At 71.5% G+C, this 18179-nt stretch carries 19 protein-coding genes; 7 read left to right on the top strand and 12 right to left on the bottom strand.

Annotated elements, in window-relative coordinates:
- From K7C98_RS02800 to nudC, 6 genes are all read right to left on the bottom strand, one after another.
- A complete protein-coding gene (locus K7C98_RS02800; RefSeq protein ID WP_224189926.1) occupies positions 1-366 on the bottom strand; it encodes a hypothetical protein in 366 nt (121 codons plus the stop codon).
- Positions 363-1748 carry an MBL fold metallo-hydrolase gene (locus tag K7C98_RS02795; RefSeq protein WP_224189925.1) on the bottom strand — a complete coding sequence of 462 codons (1386 nt, stop codon included), beginning with the start codon at positions 1746-1748 and terminating at the stop codon, positions 363-365. The genes K7C98_RS02800 and K7C98_RS02795 overlap by 4 nt, the downstream gene beginning before the upstream one ends.
- An 18-nt stretch (positions 1749-1766) precedes the next feature.
- Positions 1767-2738 (bottom strand): hypothetical protein, encoded by a 972-nt coding sequence (locus K7C98_RS02790; RefSeq protein ID WP_224189924.1) that lies wholly within the window; start codon positions 2736-2738, stop codon positions 1767-1769.
- A 111-nt stretch (positions 2739-2849) separates the two neighbouring features.
- Complete coding sequence (locus K7C98_RS02785; RefSeq protein ID WP_224189923.1) at positions 2850-3017, bottom strand: hypothetical protein; 168 nt, start codon at positions 3015-3017, stop codon at positions 2850-2852.
- Positions 3018-3555: 538 nt separating this feature from the next.
- Positions 3556-3717, bottom strand: a complete 162-nt coding sequence (locus K7C98_RS02780; RefSeq protein ID WP_224189922.1) for a hypothetical protein — start codon at positions 3715-3717, stop codon at positions 3556-3558.
- Between the two features lie 363 nt (positions 3718-4080).
- The gene (nudC, locus tag K7C98_RS02775) at positions 4081-5016 is read right to left on the bottom strand and encodes an NAD(+) diphosphatase (protein WP_224189921.1); all 936 of its coding nucleotides are present in this window, start codon (positions 5014-5016) and stop codon (positions 4081-4083) included.
- A gap of 275 nt (positions 5017-5291) precedes the next feature.
- Here nudC and K7C98_RS02770 point away from each other — a divergent pair, with 275 nt between their 5' ends.
- Both K7C98_RS02770 and K7C98_RS02765 read left to right on the top strand, forming a co-directional pair.
- On the top strand, positions 5292-6218 hold the full coding sequence (locus tag K7C98_RS02770) for a hypothetical protein (protein WP_224189920.1): 927 nt from the start codon (positions 5292-5294) through the stop codon (positions 6216-6218).
- 171 nt (positions 6219-6389) lie between these two features.
- Positions 6390-7022: a glutathione S-transferase family protein gene (locus tag K7C98_RS02765; protein ID WP_224189919.1), complete on the top strand. Its 633-nt coding sequence runs from the start codon at positions 6390-6392 to the stop codon at positions 7020-7022.
- A gap of 186 nt (positions 7023-7208) precedes the next feature.
- Here K7C98_RS02765 and K7C98_RS02760 read toward each other — a convergent pair whose 3' ends face one another.
- On the bottom strand, positions 7209-8060 hold the full coding sequence (locus K7C98_RS02760) for an MYXO-CTERM sorting domain-containing protein (RefSeq protein WP_224189918.1): 852 nt from the start codon (positions 8058-8060) through the stop codon (positions 7209-7211).
- A 395-nt stretch (positions 8061-8455) separates the two neighbouring features.
- On the opposite strand from K7C98_RS02760, the gene K7C98_RS02755 reads away from it, so the two are divergent.
- Positions 8456-9220, top strand: a complete 765-nt coding sequence (locus K7C98_RS02755) for a hypothetical protein (protein WP_224189917.1) — start codon at positions 8456-8458, stop codon at positions 9218-9220.
- Positions 9221-9321: 101 nt separating this feature from the next.
- Positions 9322-10455, top strand: a complete 1134-nt coding sequence (locus K7C98_RS02750) for an FG-GAP repeat domain-containing protein (protein ID WP_224189916.1) — start codon at positions 9322-9324, stop codon at positions 10453-10455.
- Positions 10456-10475: 20 nt separating this feature from the next.
- Here the strand turns inward: K7C98_RS02750 and K7C98_RS02745 are convergent, their stop codons facing one another.
- Positions 10476-11204 (bottom strand): nuclear transport factor 2 family protein, encoded by a 729-nt coding sequence (locus K7C98_RS02745; RefSeq protein ID WP_224189915.1) that lies wholly within the window; start codon positions 11202-11204, stop codon positions 10476-10478.
- 79 nt (positions 11205-11283) lie between these two features.
- On the bottom strand, positions 11284-11754 hold the full coding sequence (locus tag K7C98_RS02740) for a MarR family winged helix-turn-helix transcriptional regulator (RefSeq protein WP_224189914.1): 471 nt from the start codon (positions 11752-11754) through the stop codon (positions 11284-11286).
- A gap of 227 nt (positions 11755-11981) precedes the next feature.
- On the opposite strand from K7C98_RS02740, the gene K7C98_RS02735 reads away from it, so the two are divergent.
- Positions 11982-12929, top strand: coding sequence for a retroviral-like aspartic protease family protein (locus K7C98_RS02735; RefSeq protein WP_224189913.1), 948 nt, complete (start codon positions 11982-11984; stop codon positions 12927-12929).
- 24 nt (positions 12930-12953) lie between these two features.
- On the opposite strand, the gene K7C98_RS02730 is transcribed toward K7C98_RS02735, so the two are convergent.
- Positions 12954-13766, bottom strand: a complete 813-nt coding sequence (locus K7C98_RS02730; RefSeq protein WP_224189912.1) for a DUF6209 family protein — start codon at positions 13764-13766, stop codon at positions 12954-12956.
- A 144-nt stretch (positions 13767-13910) separates the two neighbouring features.
- Positions 13911-15680 (bottom strand): carboxypeptidase-like regulatory domain-containing protein, encoded by a 1770-nt coding sequence (locus K7C98_RS02725; RefSeq protein ID WP_224189911.1) that lies wholly within the window; start codon positions 15678-15680, stop codon positions 13911-13913.
- Between K7C98_RS02725 and K7C98_RS02720 the strand changes: the two genes are divergently transcribed.
- On the top strand, positions 15652-16581 hold the full coding sequence (locus K7C98_RS02720; RefSeq protein ID WP_224189910.1) for a hypothetical protein: 930 nt from the start codon (positions 15652-15654) through the stop codon (positions 16579-16581). The genes K7C98_RS02725 and K7C98_RS02720 overlap by 29 nt on opposite strands.
- 22 nt (positions 16582-16603) lie before the next feature.
- Here the strand turns inward: K7C98_RS02720 and K7C98_RS02715 are convergent, their stop codons facing one another.
- Positions 16604-16861 (bottom strand): hypothetical protein, encoded by a 258-nt coding sequence (locus tag K7C98_RS02715; RefSeq protein WP_224189909.1) that lies wholly within the window; start codon positions 16859-16861, stop codon positions 16604-16606.
- Positions 16862-17257: 396 nt separating this feature from the next.
- Here K7C98_RS02715 and K7C98_RS44575 point away from each other — a divergent pair, with 396 nt between their 5' ends.
- Positions 17258-18175 carry a M23 family metallopeptidase gene (locus K7C98_RS44575; protein WP_224189908.1) on the top strand — a complete coding sequence of 306 codons (918 nt, stop codon included), beginning with the start codon at positions 17258-17260 and terminating at the stop codon, positions 18173-18175.
- Positions 18176-18179 lie beyond the last annotated feature (4 nt).

The following is an 18179-nucleotide window of genomic DNA, read 5'->3' as shown; positions in this document are numbered from 1 at the left end:
TCAGCGCTCCTCCTGGCGCAGCAGGAAGTCGCGGATCGTCGCCAGGCGCCGGTGCTCGGGCAGGCGGGCGTCGATCGTGGCGACGAATCGGCGCTCGATCGCGTCGAGCGTCGCCAGCTCGCGCATCTGCGCGGTGAAGCGCTCCGGCGTCAGCCCGGCGTGGGCCAGGAACGCCTCGGTGCGGGCGCGCGTGGTCAGGTCGAAGCGCGCCCGGAACCACCGCGCCACCTCCTGCACCCGCTCGGCCGGCAGCTCGAGGTTCTGCCGCGCCAGCTCGCGCTCGGCCAGCACGCCGATCAGCACCCGCTTGCGCGCGCCCGCGAGGGTCTCGCCGCCGGGCAAGTAATTGTCGTCGTCGTAGCTCATGCGAAGCTCTCCATCCGCTCGCCCGGGCGCAGGGCGTGGATCGTCGGCGGCCGGGCGACGCGGGCGGCCGCCTGCGTGACCGTGGCCAGGTCGGGGTCGAACTCGGGGTCGTCGTCGCCGTGCGGGCCGAGGCCGAGGCGGGCGAACCACGGCGCCCCGCCGTTGGCGTAGGGCACCACGGCGCGCGCCCCCCAGGCGATCGCCGTGGCGAGCAGGTCGTCGGCGTCGTGCATGAGCTGCTGGCGCACCTCCCACTGGGCGCGCGGGACCTGCAGCAGGTAGCGCGCCACCGAGGTGCCGAGCAGCTCGATCGGGTGCAGGCGCCAGGCGCGGTAGCCCCCGAACAGCAGGTCGAGCGCCCCGTGCTGCTGCGCGGCCGCGCGGGCCAGCGCGACGGTGTCGCCGGCCGCGTCGGCGCCGGCGTCCGCGATGCAGGCGATCCGCCGCCCGCCCGCCTCGACGAGGTAAGTGTTGCCGCGGTTGCGCGCCTCGGGGTGGAGGAACTCGCCGGACGTCGGCTGCTCGCCGAAGAACGGCAGCGCGACCACGCGGAACGGCCCGACCTGCAGCGACTCGTGCCATTCGAGGGCGACCACGCGGCGGAACCCGAGCTCGCGCAGGCGCAGCGCCATGTCGACGCTGAGCAGCGACTCGCGCGCGACCTGCGGCACCACGATCGGGGTGTCGGCGCCGAATCGCAGCAGGGCGTGCAGGTCGAAGTGATCGGGGTGGCTGTGGGTGATCAGCACGACGTCGGGCCGCAGCGCGCGGCACGGCAGCGGGCGCTGGACATCGCCGGGCAGCGGCGGGACCGCGAACGGGTCGACCACCAGCCGCGCGCCAGCGTGCTGCCACGCGACCGTCGCGTGGCCGACCGCGGTGACGCCGTCGCCGAGGGCAATGTCATCACCTGGCTCTTGGGTCAGAGCACCGGCGCCCTCCAGCGCGTCCCACAGCCGGGCCCCGAGGCCGCGAGCCGGGCGACCGCAGCCGCGCTCGAGCGCGCCGACCACGTCGGCCAGCTCGGCGGCCTCGCTGCCGAGCGGCAGGCTCAGCGAGCCCTCGCCGGCCGGGCCGAGCCCGCGGACGATCAGCGCCGCCGGGGTCACGCGCCGCGCGTCGGGGTAGAGGCAGTCCTCGCGCAGCACGTCGGGCGCGGCGTACAGCCCGCCGAGCGCCGAGGGGGCGAAGATCCGCGGCATGAACTCGGCGCTGCGAAGGGCCAGGCGGGCCGGGCCCTCGCGGCGCGCCAGGGCGATCAGCGGCGCGCAGGTGCGGGCGACCAGCGCGTCGACCAGGCCGGTCACGCCGCTGCCGAACCGGGTGTGGTCGGCGTGGCGGACCTGCAGGCCGACTTCGTCGCGGAGGCGCATCGTGGTCATGGGGACATGCTCCAAAGGTCAGGCTGCGCGCGGCCGGCGGTACAGCTCGGCGGCGACGGCGTCGACGAACACGCGGTGGAGGTCGAGCGCCGAGCCGGCGGGGAACAGCGCGAGGATCTCGCCGTGGACCTGCTGGCGCGCGGCCTCCATCGCCGCCGCGCTGGCGCGCACCGCCGGGCCGGCGATCAGCAGCCGGCGGATCGCCTCGAGGCTCCCCGGCAGCTCGGCGCGCAGGCGGGCCATCTCGGCCCGCTCGACCGCGCCGGCGCGGGCGGCGAACACCGCCAGCGGGTAGCTGACGACCTCGCGCTCGAGGTCGCGGCTGTGGCCCTTGCCGAACAGGTCGTGGAGGTCGTTGGCGAGCTGGCGGATCTCCGCCGTCGCCTCGCCGATCCGGCGGTGCGCCGCGACCCGCTCCGAATCGCAGCCGGCGGCGATCGCCGCCAGCTCGCTCGACAGCGCGAACACCGACGACTTGTCGGCGTTGTGGGCGCGCACTCCGGCCTCGTCGCCCGCGATCGTGCCGCTGAGGTCGCGGTGCTGGGCCGCCACGGCGCGCAGCGAGTGGTGGCGGAGGCAGCGGCGCGCCGCCTCGGCCCGCGGCGCCGGGACGGCCGCGGCGATCGTGTCGACCGCGACCATGTGCAGCGCGAGCGCGGCGTTGTCGGCGATCGGGGCGCGCTGGGGGTCCCACGGGGCCGCGAGGTCGTGGTCGGACACGTCGTCGAACAGCCGCAGCGCCATATAGAAGAGGGTGCAGCCGGCCGCGAGGTCGACGTTGGCCTTGCCGCTCTCGGCCAGGCCGACGAGCAGCGGCAGCGCCCCGGGGTCGGCCATCAGGCTGGCCTTGCGGGCGCGGGCGCGGGCGAAGAACGCCAGCAGGAGCTCGCTCTGGACCGGGTCGAGCAGCGGGTCGGCGACGATCTCGTCGCACTTGCGGTGCACGGCGGCGACGGCGGCGGCGAGCACATCATGCGTGGCAGAGTCCATGGAATCATCACCAGCAGGGAATCGATGGAGTCATCAGTCGCCAATTCGGGGATCGATAGGCGCGCGGAGGGCCGGGCCTCGGGCTCCCGGCCCTCCGCGCGGTGACGGACATCACCAGCTCGGGCACATGACGGTCTTGGGCGGGGGAACCGCGGCCGTCTCGGTGGCGTCGGCGATCTCGCCCTGGCCGCCGAAGGCGGCGCGCAGGTCGTCGAGGTCGACGATGCTCAGCTCGATGTCGCAGGGGATGGTGTCGGTGGCGAGGATGTTCTTCTGCACGGCTTCAACCTTTCGTGTCGGTGGACGCTGCGCCTCGGTCGCTCCGGGTCGCTTCCGTCGTCCCTCGACGCCCCGGTAGTGTCGCCAGCCTGCTCGCCTGATTAACTCTTTCTCGCCGCTGCGAGCCCGTGGGAACTCAAGTTTGCCGGGGCAATTGAACGCGCCCGCACAGACACTGGTACGGCCCCCGGCGAGGACGCCCTCGTCGCGAAGGCGGCCAGGTGCGAGCGGCTCACCAGGGCGGACACATCCACGGCTTGCCGGGGTGAGCTCGTCGCCGTCGCGGCATCGATCACCCGCTCGCATTGAAAACAACGCCGCGCGGGGACGGTCACAGATTGCACGCGGTGCGACAGCGCGGAGCCGGGCCCGAAAGCGCGAAGGGCCAGGACCGGCGGTCCTGGCCCGGGGGGCGCGGCGCGACATTGTCGACGACCGCGAACTCTCGCGGGCGCGCGGCGAGGAGGCGCAAAAAGGGCCAGGACGCGGGGGGGGGTGCGTCCTGGCCCGGGGTTGGGAAATGGTGGACGAGCGGGGCTCACCAGCTCGGGCACATGATGGTCTTCGGCGGGGGCACGGCGGCCAGCTCGGAGCCGGCGGGAGCGGCCTCGCCACCGAAGGCGCTGCGGAGGTCGTCGAGGTCGACCAGGGTGAGCTCGTTGTCGTCGCGGGTGGTGGTGTCGGTGGTGTTCTTCTGCATGGTGTTCTCTCTCTCGCCGGTGGACGCTGCGCCTCGGTCGTTTCCGGGTCGCGTCGTCGTCCCTCGGACGATCGGTTAGTGTCGCGGCACCGCCGATCGGTTTAAGGTTTTTAAAAAGGTAACTCGACGGATATTTGCCGGAATGCACAGGGTAGGACACGGCCAGATACATGCGTCACCGGAGAACCAACGCGGCGAGGTCCACGGCCCCGGCCTGGCACTGGCCACTGCTACTGTTGGTAAGGACATGCTCGTACGAACATGTCTTTCCGAGCATTCTTCGCCAGGTCCTGTCTCGCATGACGACCGTCGGTGGGGCCACGGTTCGCCGCTCCGTGACCGCCGCCGACGAGCTTGCGGTCTCTAACGCCCCGCCAGTTCGCTCAGCTCGAGCCCGGCCGTCTCGCGCAGCCAGTGCTCGATCAAACGGAATGACACCGACAGCGGCGGCGGGAACACCAGCGAGCCGTCGGCGAGCGAGCGGACGATCTCGTCGGCGGTGAACCACCGGGCCGCATCGAGCTCGGGGCCGACGTGGAGCTCCGGGCCGGCGGCCTGGGCGGTGAAGCCGAGCATCAGCGAAGCGGGGAACGGCCACGGCTGCGACGAGTGGTAGTCGCACTCCTCGACCACGACCCCGCTCTCCTCGAACACCTCGCGGCGGACCGCGTCCTCGAGCGTCTCGCCGGGCTCGACGAAGCCGGCCAGCGTCGACCAGCGCCCGCGAGGCCAGCTCGCCTGGCGGCCGAGCAGACAGCGGTCCTGCCAGCCGACGATGACGATGATCGCAGGGTCGGTGCGCGGGAACTGCTCGACGGCGCACGATGCATCGCTGCAGCGGGCGCGGTGGCCCGCCGAGGTCAGCGTCGTCGGCGAGCCGCACACGCCGCAGAAGCGGGCCCGCGTCTGCCAGTGGAGCAGCCCGCGGGCGTACGCGAACAGCCCGGCGTCGAAGGCCGGCAGCGCCAGCCCGGCCGCGCGCAGGTCCATCCACTGTCCGCCGAGCTCGCGCGCCAGCGGCTCCTCCTCGCCCGCGTACGGCACCGCGAAGTGGGCCACCTCGCCGGTCTCGCCGAGGAAGCACACCGGCGCCGCATCCAGCCACCTCGCCCGCTCCGCCTCCACCAGCCAGCGCAGCCCGCGGCGCTCGCCGTCGACCAGCGCCTGGCCGTCGGCTCGCACCACCGCAAACCGCGTCGACGCGGCCGCCCTGCGCCCCTCGATCCACCCGACGTCGTCGCGCCGCTCGCTCGCGCGGTCGAGCGCCAGCGCGGCGAACACATTGTTGCGGCTGCGCATGCTCGCGGCCATCGTCCGTCTCCTCCCGCCGTCTCGCGCGCCTCGCCCTCCGCGGCCGTGCGCGCCTCGCGGGCAGGCAGGATGCCGCGTCCGCGGGTGCTCCGCCAGCCTCTCGCGCCGCCGAGCCCACGCGACCCGTCGCAGCGCGCGCCCGGCGTGCGCGCGACGCCCCCGCGGCCTCCCCGCGGCCGCGACCTCCGCGTCGATTTTTTGCGCGGACACCTCAAGCCCGCCGTGAAGCGCCCCGGCGCCGGGTGCGATACGCTGCGACGACGATGCAGATCGCTCGCCCAGCCGTCGCCGTGATGTTCGCAGCGCTCGCGTCCGGCTGCGGCCCGGTGAGCAACGAGTCGACCACGACCGCGACTACGACCGCGACGACCACCAGCTCGACCCCGTCGAGCTCGACGACCGAGCTCGCCCCGACGAGCACGACGACCACGAGCACGACGACCACGAGCTCGACGAGCACGAGCAGCACCACGAGCGCGCCGACCTCGAGCGACTCCGGCAACTTCGTCGTCATGCCCGACCTGCCCACGCCGGGAGCCGCGTGCGACCCGTGGCAGGACACCTGTCCCGAGGGACAGAAGTGTAAGCCGTACTCCGAGGGCTTCGGCCCGTGGGTCGGCGCCAGCTGCGTGCCGGTCGCCGATCCCGCAGTGCCGATTGGCGAGCCGTGCGAGGCCCAGGAGTTGTCGATCATCGACGAGTGCGAGCGCGGCGCCGTCTGCCACGGCTTCCTCACCGCCGAGGGCCTGCGCTGCCACGAGATCTGCTCGGGCTCGCTGATGGAGCCGTCCTGCTCCGACGAATGTTCACATTGCGTCTCCAACGGCGGATTCGCCGGAGTATGTCTATTCCCCTGCGACCCGCGAGCGTCGGATTGTCCGCAGGGCCAATCGTGCCAGATCCAGGTCGATTGGCCGCGTTTCGTGTGTGGTCTTGGACCGGGGCCGGGTGCGGCCGGTGAGGCCTGCACCTCGCCGGGGGGGTGCAGCGCGGGCACTGCTTGCGCCGCCGCGGCGCTGGTGCCCGGCTGCACCGATGCCAGGTGCTGCGCGCCGGTGTGCGACCTCGACGGCCCCGACACCTGCCCTGCGGCCCTGCCCGGGACGGCCTGCGGCCCATGGCCGGAGAGCGGCCCGGAATTCCAGGGCGCTTGCTTGCCCGCGGGGCTCGGCCTGTGCACCGCGGCGTAGCTCGAACTGCGGCGAATCATCGTTCGGCCCAATCGCCGCAGCGCGAATCGCCGACCCGCGCCATTCACGCGAGAGCGCCCGCACGAGCAGAAGGTGTCGCCGTAAAACCCCTGAACAAAAGACTAGCATCGGCGCGCGTTATCGCGTACAAGGGGCGCGGAGACACTCCCCATGTCGATCACGTTCTACTTCAACCCCATGTCCTCCGCCGCTCGCGTCCAGCTCACCCTCGAGGAGCTCGGCGTCCCCCACGAGAAGGTGTTCGTCGACCTGCAGAAGGGCGACCAGAAGAACCCGGAGTTCCTCAAGCTCAACCCCAACGGCAAGATCCCGACCATCGTCATCGACGGCCAGCCGATGTTCGAGTCGATCGCCATCCAGATCTACCTGGGCGAGCGCTACGGCGCGGAGAAGGGCCTGTGGCCGAAGGTCGGCTCGCCCGAGCACATGCAGGCGCTGACCTGGCTGTGCTGGGCGCAGGTCTCGCTGTGCACCCCCGTGTTCACGTACATGCACAACACCAGCGAGCAGGCCCCCGCCGAGGTTCGCAACGCCAGGCAGGCCGAGCTCGCCCTGGCCGAGATCCACAACAACCTGCGGATCCTCGACGCCCGCATCGGCGAGGCCGGCAACATCGTCCACAAGGAGTGGACCCTCGTCGACGCCGACGTCTCGAGCGTCCTCGAGTGGGGCCTCTACATGGCCAAGCTCGACACCTCGAAGTACCCCAACCTCAACGCCTGGCTCGAGCGCGCCGGCAAGCGCCCGGCCAACCTCGCCCTGCGCGCCCAGATGGGCGGCTGAGCCGCATCGACCCCGGCCTGCGGCGGCTCTCTGCAGCGAATCGCCGCATCACCTCCATTGTGAGGGGCGCGCCGGAGCGCATTCCCGATTTCTCGGGTGAATCAACATTCGCGCGCTCGCGCGAACGCATCGCTCACGCACCGGCCTGCCCGGTGCGTACGCATGTCGCGGCGCGCCGCGCCGAACTCACGACCGACGCCGCCGCCGCGCCAGCAGCCCGAGGCCCACCAGCGCCAGGGCCCCGCCGGGCGCCCCGTCGGCGTCGCACGAGCACCCGACCTCGCCCTCGGCGTGGCAGGTGTTGCCGACGCACTCGGCCGAGCCCTCGGCGTAGACCTCGACCTCGAGCACCGCCTTCAGCGCATCGACGCAGGCCTCGAGCTGATTGCCGACGTCGACGAACTGCCCGTCGCAGAACAGCGCGCCCTCGGGCCGCTGGCAGTGCAGCTCGCAGCCGCCCTCGTAGTCGGCCCGACAATCGACATAGCCGCCCGCCTGGCAATCGACCTGGCAGTCGATGTTGGCCTGCGCGTCGCACGAGCCGGTGCACGCGGCCTGGCACTTCGCCTCGCAATCGGCCTGCGGCGGCGTCACCTTGCACTCCCCGTCGCAGTCGGCCGAGCAGGTCGCCTCGCACGACGCCTTGCACTCCCCGTGGTTCGCCGCCGCCGTGCAGCGCCCGTCGCAGTTGGCGGCGCAGTCGGCCTGGCACTCGAGATGGCAGTTGAACTCGCCCGGGTCGACCTCGCACTGGGCCTGGCAATCCGCCTCGCAGCCGCCGACGCACTCGACGCTGCCCGACGCGTTGCACTGCCCCGCGCACTCCGCTCGCAACTCGGCCGCGCAGGCCGCCGTGAAGCTCACCGGCTTACACATGCCCTCACACACCGGGCCGACGTAGATCTCACACTCGGCGCCGCCCTGGACGAAGATCTCGCCGCACGGCGCCAGACTGGGGGCGGCCGTCGCCGCCGACGCGAACAGCAGCGGCGCCGCGAAAGCCAATGGAGCGAGGATGAAGGAGAATGTGCGTCGCATCGTGAGCCTCATGGGATCGCCGATGCAATTGCACGCGATTCGCCACCGGGCCAGTCGCCGTGCTCGCGGCGAATCGTGGCAGAGCGAGCCCAGCCGTGATCACTCGGTCGAGGCCATTGGCGCAGTCGACGTCGGCCCGTCCGCCAGCCGGCTGCGAAGTCCCACCGCGGACGGCCGAGCCCGGCTCACGCGGAGATCGCACAGCACACCCCGGGCAGCGGCCGGTCGCCCGTAGATCTCGCAAACCCCTGCCCACACCCGTCGCCCCGGTCACACCAATGGCGCGAGAGCGCGCCCTGCACACGGTCGATTGCCGCCCAATTGCGCGGACTCGATCACGCTCCGCGCAGGCAGGCCGATCACCTCGACCGCCGCGGCCTATACCATCGCCGAGAATGGCCCTCTCGACCCTCCTGGCCCTCACCGTCTCCTGCTACGTCCCCGAAGCCACCACTGCGCTGGCCGCCTGGCAACCAACCGCCGAGCCCGCTGCGGCTCCGGTCGCCGAGGAACCTGTCCCGAAAGACAGTCCGCCTGCAGCGACCCCCGAGCCGACCGAGGTCGCGACCTCCACTCCCGCCGCTCCTGCTCCCGCGCCGACGCCTGCGCCTGACGGCGGGAAGCCGCCCGATACGCAGCCGGTGGTCCGCGCGGCGCCGGGCAACTGGGGCATGACCTTCATCTTCGGCGGCCTCGGTCCGCTGTCGGTCGCCGGCCTCGGCGACCAGCCGCTCGCCGACGGCCTGATGTTCACCGAGATCGGCGTCCGTCGCGTGTTCAAGCGCGTCGTCCTGCCGTTCTCGTTCGGCGCCGGCCTCACCCATCGCACGCGCGAGGGCACCACCCGCCCCGAGATCTCCGCCGGCGTCAGCGGCTCGATCGCCGTGCTCAAGGGCTTCCGCGTGTGGCGCCGGATCGCCCCTTACTACGGCGGCTTCTTTCACGTCCACTACATCGACGCGCCCGGCCCCGACAACTGGCTCGTCAACCTCAGCGTCGGACCGATCCTCGGCATCGAGTACTTCCTCGCCGACCGCGTGAGCCTCTACGGCCAGGGCGTGTTCGCCATCGGCCCCGACATCACCCGTCAATCGGTGCAGGTGGTCGCCCGCGCGATGATGGCCGCCGGCGGTCAGCTCGGCCTCACGTTCTATTTCTAGAGCTCGTCCGGAGCGCGCTCACACCTGTCTCTCGGGACATCTGCTCCGGCTCGGCGCTCGCATGGTTTGCGGGCGTCGAGCCGGCGTGCCACGCTTACGCCGTGGTTCGCCTCCGTCGCCTCGTCGCGTGTCTGCTCGCCGCGAACGCAGCGTGCATCTTTCCGCTCTCGCCCGACCCCACCGCCACCGAGAGCGACCCCGGCGAGGTCGACGACAGCACCGCCCCTGCTGCCGACCCGACGACCGCGGCCGCCCCGACGACCGGCGCGGACCCGGCGGCGACCACGAGCTCGTCCACCGGCAGCGAGCCGCCGACGACCGGCTGGCCGCCCGACGACGACCGCCTCGAGCCGATCCTCACCGAGGTGTGGGATTTCACGGCCATGGACCTCGGCGACGTCGACGGCGACGGGCGCCTCGACCTCGTGACCTCGGGGACAGGTTACCCGCCGCGCATCGACGTCTACCCCGGCCTCGGCGACGGCAGCTTCGTCGACCGCGAGGCGGCGGTCGTGACCCCGCTCTTCGAATTCTCGCGGTTCGTCCTCGGCGACGTCGACGGCGACGGCCGCAGCGACGTCCTGGCCTATGGGACAGGTTTTCCGCCGCGCGTCACCGTGTACGCCGGCGACCCCGCGTTCGGCTTCACCGAGCTGGGCACCACCGACCTGTTCGAGTCCACGCACATGCACGCCGCCGACCTGACCGGCGACGGCCGGGCCGACCTCGTGCTCGGCGACGGCGACAGCGCCTATCCGTGGCTGCAGGTGTGGCCCGGCACACCGGCGGGCATCGCCGACGCGCCGCTCTTCGAGGCCCAGCCGTGGGCCTACGAGCAGCTGCGCAGCGGCGACGTCGACGGCGACGGGCGCATCGACGTCGTCACCGCCAGCGCCGGCTACCCGCCGCAGATCTACGTCCACGCCGGTGACGGCGCCGGCGGCTTCGGCGAGCCGGAGGTCGCGCAGGTCTGGCAGTTCTCGCTGCTCGACGTCGGCGACATCGACGGCGACGGCCGGGCCGACGTCGCCAGCGACATCCCGAACAACGCCTGGCGGTTCCAGCACTACCGCTCGCTCCCGGGCGGCTGGGCCGAGGCGGTCACCCACGAGGGCTACGACTTCGACCGCCTCGAGCTCGGCGACGTCGACGGCGACGGCCGCGCCGACCTCGTCGTGCGCGCCACCGGCTACCCCGCGCGCGTCGCCGTCTACCTCGCCTCGACGTTCTTATAATTTATGAAATGACATGTCCGTCAGGACAGGGCCGCGAGCATCGTCGGGTTGTCGATGCAGAACAGCACCCGCGCCACCTTGCCATCTCGCACCTGCCACACGTGGGCAACCGGCACGTCGTAGCGGCGGCCGTGGGCGCGCTCGGCTCCCTGCGTGCGGGCGATCGCCACCACGTGCTCTCCGGCGTCGATGAAGCGCTCGAACACCAGCGTCGAGTCGAGCCTGCGCGTGAGCCGGGCGAAGAACTCGTGCGCGCCCTCGTGGCCCTCGTAGTGGCCGCCCCACGGCACCTCCGGCGATTGATCGATCTGCACATCGGGCGCGAACAGGGCCACCGCCGCCGCCAGGTCGCGGCGCCCGAACGCGGAATACACCTGCTTCACCACCTCCACCGGCTCGCGCGACGGCGCCGCCGCGCCCGGGAACCACTCGACGTGCCGCTCGCCGCGGCGCCCGTGGTAGACGACGTGGCGCCCGGCGATCCACACGTCGTAGCCGACGCAGCCGGCCGCGCGCGTGCGGCGGACGAACTCCGGGTAGTGCACCACGGCCTCCTGGGCCCCGCGGACCGCCTCGCGCACGCCCTCGGCCGCGAACGCCTCCGCGATCGGCGGCTCCGTGAATTGCATCGCCACGGCGTGGGCCGGGCCGGAGGTGCGGTAGTATGTCGCCAGCCCGCCGCGGTAATCGACGTGGTACGACTCGACCCCGACCGCGGTCAGCCGCTCGATCACCGTCGCGAAATTCATCGTCCCAGCGTGGCTCTGCCGCGCGCAGTCCTCGATCGTCGCAATCGCCTGTTCGTCGCTCATGCTCGCTCCTCGCGCCCTAATCGATCGGGGCGGCCTTGAGGTGGTGGTGCCGCGCGATCGCCTGCAACAATCGCAGGAGCTCGGCGCGGGCCGGCTCGGCCAGGTGGCCGAAGAACTCGTGGTCGTTGCTGTCGGCCAGACGGGCCAGCCGCGGCACCAGGGCCCGGCCCCCGGGCGTCAGCGCGACGGTCTGCTGCCGCCGGTCGACGTCGGACACCGCGCGGGTCACGAGGCCCTTCTGCTCGAGGCGGTCGACCAGCTTCGAGACCGCCCCCTTCGTCATCCCGAGCGACCGCACCAGCGCGCCCGGCGAGCCGCTGCCGAGCCGGTACAACTCGCGCAACACGACCCACTCCGACACCGCGACGCCCTCCGCCTCGACCTTGGCGCGAAACGCCTGCGAGACGTGGTTGGACACGAACCGCAGCCAGTAGCCGAGGTGATCCTCGAGCTCGCTGACCGGCTCGTGCGGCGGGCGCGACGACATCGCCCGGGCATGCTAGTTTCCGCGGAAACTGATGTCAAGCGCGGTCGGCCTTGCTGGCGGTACCGACGGGCCCGACTCGTGGTACTGTCCCGCGCGTGCGAGACCTGCACCCCCTGCTGCCCTGCCAGCGCCGGGCGTCCGCGACGGCGCTCCCATGCCGCCGCTCCGCCTGTCGCTGCAACAGCCTGGAGGTCGCGGTGCGGCGATTCCGTCCGCGAAGGTCAGCCATGAAGCGCCGTAGTGGACCGAGTCTCTTCATCTCCCTGGCCGGCGTCCTGGCGTCGGGAGGCTGCGCTCCGCGCACCGGGGGCGAAACGGCCCCCGCCGCTTCGCCGGCCTGCGCGGCCCCGGACGGAGAACGGCTCGCCCTGCAGAGGGGCGACGGGTCCAGCCCGATCGTCACCGTCACCGTCGACGGCGCCGGCCCCTTCCACCTCGTCCTCGACACCGCCGCCAGCGGGACCACGCTCGACGCGGACGCCGTGAAGCGGGCGAACCTGCCGCGCGACACGGCGATGGAGCAGGCCGAGGGCATCGGCGGGTCCGTCGAAGTTCGCCTGCGCAAGGTCGCCGCTGTCGATGCTGGGCCGCTGCGCCTGCGAGACGCGACCATCGCCGAGCTGCCCGCGCCGGAGTTCGAGAGCCATCGCGTCTCGGGCCTGGGCGGGATCGATCTGTTCGGCGATCGGCTCGCGGTGTGGGACCTCGCAGGCATGAGCGTGTCGGTCTCGCCATCCGGCGCGTTGTCCGGCGCGGCCCCCTGCTGGCGGCCGCTGGAGGTCGACTGGATGAGGCCGTGGAAGGTCCTGGCGCCGATCACCCTGAACGGCAGAAACGGCTACGCCCTGATCGACACGGGAATGCAGCAGACCATCCTCAACCCCGTGTTCGCCGCGGCCCTCGGCCTGGGCGCCGGTGACGCGGCCTTGCCGGTCGACGGCGAGATCACCGGCATCGACGGACGCCCGACGCCGCTCTTGCTGGCCCGCATCGGCGACGCCCGAGTCGGCGCCTGGCGCTGGACCGACCAGCCCGTCCATGTCGCCGATCTGCCCGTGTTCCAGCGCCTGGGCGACCCCGAGGCGCCCCTGGCCGTGCTGGGGATGGACTGGCTCCGCGGCAAGCGCTTCGCGATCGACTACGGCCAGAAGAAAGTGTGGCAAGCGCCCGACTGAAGCGCTCGCTCGAAGGGCTGCCGCTCACTCGAGCTCGAAGTGATAGTTGGCCCCGAACAGCGAGTCCCAGGCTTTGCAACCGTAGTAGTCCTGGTTCTCGAACCACAGCTCGACCTCGCCGGCGCCCGCGGGCACGTCGAGCACCGCCGGCGCGGGGACCTGGACGTTGCCCGAGGCCGCGGTCACGAGGGCGTACTGCGCCGGTCCGCCGTCGAAGCGGTAGTGGACCCTGATGTTCCAGGCGTCGTGGCCGTACTTGGTGGCGCGGCAGTCGGGCAGGCGCGCCGGGTCGTAGGCGATCACCAGCGGCGCCCCGGCGCGCGGGGTGCCGAGCGTCTCGGTGGTCCAACCTGCCTTGAAGGACAGGCTCGCGCCGACCTCGAAGTGCCAGTTCGCCCCGAAGTCGGAGTCGTAGGCCGAGCAGCCCCACACGCTCGTGTTGTGGAACCACAGCGCCAGATCGCCCGAGTCCTCGAGCGTGAAAGTCGGCGGCTCGGTGCCCTGCGACGGCGAGTGACCGCCCGCCTCGAAGCTGCCGGGCGCGCCGCCGTCGAGCTGGTGATACCCGGTGATCGACCACGCCGGCTGGCCGTTCTGCTCGCCGCGGCACTGCGTCAGACGGTCGACGTCGTAGACGACCTCGACGCTGTTGCCTGCGACCAGCGGACCGCCGCTCTTGACGATCGTCCAGTCGTCGTGGAACTCGAGCGACGCCGGCTCGATCCCTTCCGGCAGCTCGGTGCCCTCGCGCACCTCGACGGCGGGCGCCTCATCCTCCTCGGGGCTGCAGGCGAAGGTCGCGACGAGACAGGACAGGACGAGCGAGCGAGGACGCATGGCGCCGATGGTTTATGAGAAAACCGCCCCGCTTGCCAGCCGCGCACGCGCTTGCGCGTCGGGGCCTCCCTCGCGCGAGGGCGACCGTGCGAGCGAGCTCGACCGCGCACCTCGCCGGCCACACCTCACCGCGAGCGCCCACGCTCAACCCGTGCTGCTGCTGCTCGATTCGCCGCCGCTGCTCGACTCACTGTCGGTCTCGTCGTCGATCGTGCACTCCTCGAGCGGCGGCGCCTCGCCGTGGACGAACACCCCGCGCAGATCTTCCGAGCGCGAGATGTTGCGGCGCTGGTCCTGCACCAGGCGCCACGAGGTCACCCGGAATTGATAGTACATGCCCGGCTCGAGCGCCTCGCCGCCGTACTCCAGCGTCACGTTGCCGCCGTTGCCGCTCGGCACCTCGGTCTGCCACACGATCTTGCCGAGCGCGTCGAACACCACCAGGTCGTAGCCCTCCTCGCTCGAATCATCGATCCACGTGAACGTGGGCACCGCCTCGACCGGCTCCGGCCGCTCCTTGCCCGGTCCGACGATCCCGAGCGCGCCGGTCACCTTGAAGCTGTCGGGCACCGCGACGACCTGCCCGCTCTCGACGACGATCTCGGGGATCTGCGTGCCGGCGATGCCCTCGTCCGGATCTCGCACGAGCTGGTCGTTCTCGAAGGCGACGAGCACCTTGTAGGTGCCGCTCGGGACGCCGGTCAGCGAGAAAGCGCCGGTCACGTCGGGCGCCGCCGGCGGCGGTGGATCGCGCAGGCCGAGCGGCACGGGTCCGCGCTCCAGGGGGGCGTTGTAGACGCTCGCCGGCACCAGCACGACGCTCGTCACCGTGCCCTCGCCGCCGTCGACGATGTTGAGATCGCCGGAGACGGTGGCGAGCAGCGCCGGATCGTTCGTCAGCACCCGCAGGTCGACGTCCGCCATGTCGGCCGCGCCGACCGTGACCTCGACCGGCTCGATCTCGACATTTTGCCGGTAGCCGCGAATCGTGACAGCACCGGCCGGCACATTGAACAGGGTGTACGCGCCGGACGCGTCGGCGATGGCGTAGGGCGCGGGCGCCGTTCCGCTCTCCGCGACCACCAGGGTCCCGGCGGTGCCTTCGCCCAGCGAGCCCGAGATCGTCGCCCCCTGCGCGTCCGCTCCCAGCGAGATGAGGGCGACATTGGTCGCAGCGTTGTTGACCATCTCCGCTTCGTAGGTCTCGCCGTCGTCGCTGCTGCCGGTATCGGCCTCGTCGGCTGCCTCGGCCGGGGCCGGCTCGGCGTCGGACAGGTCGATCGGCAGCGCCGGCCGCAACCCGGTCGGGAACGGCTGATAGTCGCTCGCGCTGACCGCCAGGGTCCACTTCAACGACTCCGCGTAGCTGCCGTCGGCGTTGCGCCGCACGCTCACCGGCAGGATGTAATCACCGCAGGCGTCGCTGGCGACCACGTCGGTCACCGGCTCGCCGAGCTCGTTGAGGGCCGCCACCAGCGCGCCCTCGACGCCGAGTCCGCTGGCCGAGTCGGTGACGCGGCCGCGGATCGACAGCGCAGTGCCGCACACGTAATCGTCGCCCTCCGCCCGCGGCTCGCACGCCAGCCCGGGCGCGCAGATCGGCTGCGGGTCCCTGTCGTCCTCCTCGTCGGGCGTCTGATCGACCGGCAGGACGCTGGGGTCGCACGCCGCGCCGGGGGCCAGCAGCGGCTGCTCGGGCAGCGGCTCGGGCTCCTCCTTTTGGCATGCCGCGAGACCGAAGACGAGGGACGCAGAGCAGGTGAGAATGCCAAGGCGTGATTTGGACATGTCGCTTGGACCGAGGCTCGGCGGGCGGTTCCAACCAGCGTTGCTCGTCAACCGACTCCTTGGAATAACTCCACGATCGCCTGTCGAAGATCGCGCGATGCGAAACAGTTTCACCTTGACCTGCATGTCGCTGTGCCTCGGCCTCGCTTGCAATTCGCCCGCGTCCAACGAAACGACCCAGGCGACCGGCGGCGAGACTTCCACGAGCGCGGAAACGACGACCTCCACGACCGATCCCACCACCAGTCCGACGACGACGACCGGTACCTCGACCGGCACGTCGACCGGACCGACCACGACCGGCACGACGGGCACCGAGACCGGGACGACCACGCTCGACGCCACGACCACCGGAACGACCGACGGCGGCGGCGCCTGCATCCCGATCGCATGTGAGGGCTCCGTGCTGGCCTGCGGCGATTGCATGGACAACGACGGCGACGGCAAGGTCGACCTCGCCGACCCGGAGTGCGTGTCGCCCTGCGACGACCTCGAGGAGACGTTCTCGACCGGTCTGCCCGGCGACAACATGGACCCCTGCAACCAGGACTGCTTCTTCGACGGCAACTCCGGCATGGGCGAAGACAAGTGCAACTGGAACCTCAAGTGTGACCCGGAGAACCCCGGCGGCGACGTCTGCCCCTACGATCCGAACTTCCAGAACTGCCCCGACATGCAGTCGGAGACCTGCGTGACGACGTGCCAGGTGCCGAACGGCTGCGACTGCTTCGGCTGCTGCACGGTCGAGGTCGACGGCATGACCTACGACATCTTCCTCGGCGACAAGGACTGCTCGCTCGGGGACATCGGCAGCTGCGAGCAGTGCACCAAGAACGACGATTGCGACGAGGAGTGTCACCCGGAGCTGTGCGAGGTCTGCTTCGGCCAGACCGAGCCACCGCCGGGCTGCGACGATCCCACGTGCGAGAACGGGGACTCGTGCACGATCGACATGATGGGCAACAGCGACTGCCCCGAGGGCTACTATTGTTCGACCGGCTGCTGCTTTGCGATCGTGCCCGGCTGAGGCCGACCGGGGGGGCGAACGCTCAGTTCGCCCCCCCCTTGACCCAATTGATCACCATGCACTTCTCGGCGTCCGTGAGGGCGCCGTTGACCGGCATGCCGGCCCCGTTGCCGCCCGGCGCCGGGTTCTGCTGGTTCAGGACCTTGAAGACCAGGTAGCTCTCGGCGACGCCGGTACACGCGGCAGACCGGCTGGCACAGTCGGCGACGATCACGGCGAACGCGGCCAGGCCGAACATCAGCCCCACCGCCAGCGTTGAATCGGCGAACCAGAGGGCCAAGGGTGTGGAATTGCGCTCGGTGAAGTGCATGCCCCGTGTCGACCCGTAGACCGCCCCACGGCCGGACCTTCCAAGATCGCCGCACCGGGCCCCGACGATCCCCCGTGTCGCCGACGAGCTCCTGTCCTGTTCCAAAGACCTCATGCGAGGCGCGCTCGCCGAGGCCCCGACTCTCACCACGTCGTACTCACCGATCACACGGTCGAGCTCGCTGGCATCGCTCGCGTCGTCGGTCTCGCCGTAGTAGTCGACAGCCCACATGAGCTCCCGCAATCACAAGACGGAGGAATCATCACTGCCGACATATCGATGATTCCCGCGAACTCGCCCGCTCACGCGGAAACAGCGCAGGTTGACGCCCGACCATCGGCCTGGCGATCGTAGGTCGCGATGCTGGTGGCGACCCGTCTCCCTGTCCTCGTGTGCGTCGTCGCCGGCGTGCTCGTCACGTCCTGTCAGGACTTCTCACAGCCGGATGCCACCATCACCGCGACCGGCGCCTCGCCGGTCACCGCGAGCGCCGGCCCGTCCTCCGGGGGTATGGAGCCGACCACGTCGGGATCGACGAGCGGCACGACCGGCGGCGAGCCGACCACCACCGCCGACCTCTCCACCACCGCGACGAGCGCCGTCAGCTCGTCCGAGACCACCAGCTCGGGTGCGCTCCCCGATCTGCCCGGGCAGTGCCTCGGGGCCACGGAGCCCTGCGCCGACGCCTCCGAGTGCTGCGCCGACGCCGGGCTGACCTGCAGCACCACCACTCTGGGCATGGTCTGCTGCGGCCTCGAGGGCACCGCTTGCGGCACGCCGAACGGCGAGGACTGCTGCGGCGATCAGCTGTGCGTCGGCGGCACCTGCATCGCCCCCGGCGCGGTGCCCAATTTCCAGGCGCCCTACCCGTGCGGTCAATCCTGGACCTACTCGCATCACGACGCCGAGGTCCGGCGCGCCCTCGACTTCATCGACAACGGCGGCAACACCGACGGCGCGCCGGCCATCGCCGCGCTCGCCGGCGTCGCCACCCGCCATTATCAAGAGGGCGGGGCCGGCAACTACATCGTCATCGACCACTGGGGCGGGTGGCAGACCTATTATTTCCACTTGCAGGCGTTCTCCGTCGAGGACGGCACCTACGTCCAGCAGGGCCAGGAGGTCGGCCTCGTCGGCTCGACCGGCGCCAGCAGCGGCCCGCACATGCACTTCGAGGAGCTGCGCAACGGCGAGGGCCAGGACATCTGGCTCAACGGCCAGCTCCTCGCGCCGTACCCGGGTCAGTACTTCCAACAGAGCCACACCAGCGCGAACTGCCCGTGAACCG

Source organism: Nannocystis pusilla, from assembly GCF_020073745.1.
Lineage (GTDB): Bacteria > Myxococcota_A > Polyangia > Nannocystales > Nannocystaceae > Nannocystis > Nannocystis radixulma.
Note: the sequence above shows the minus strand (reverse complement) of the source record. Positions and strands in the feature narration are given on the sequence as shown.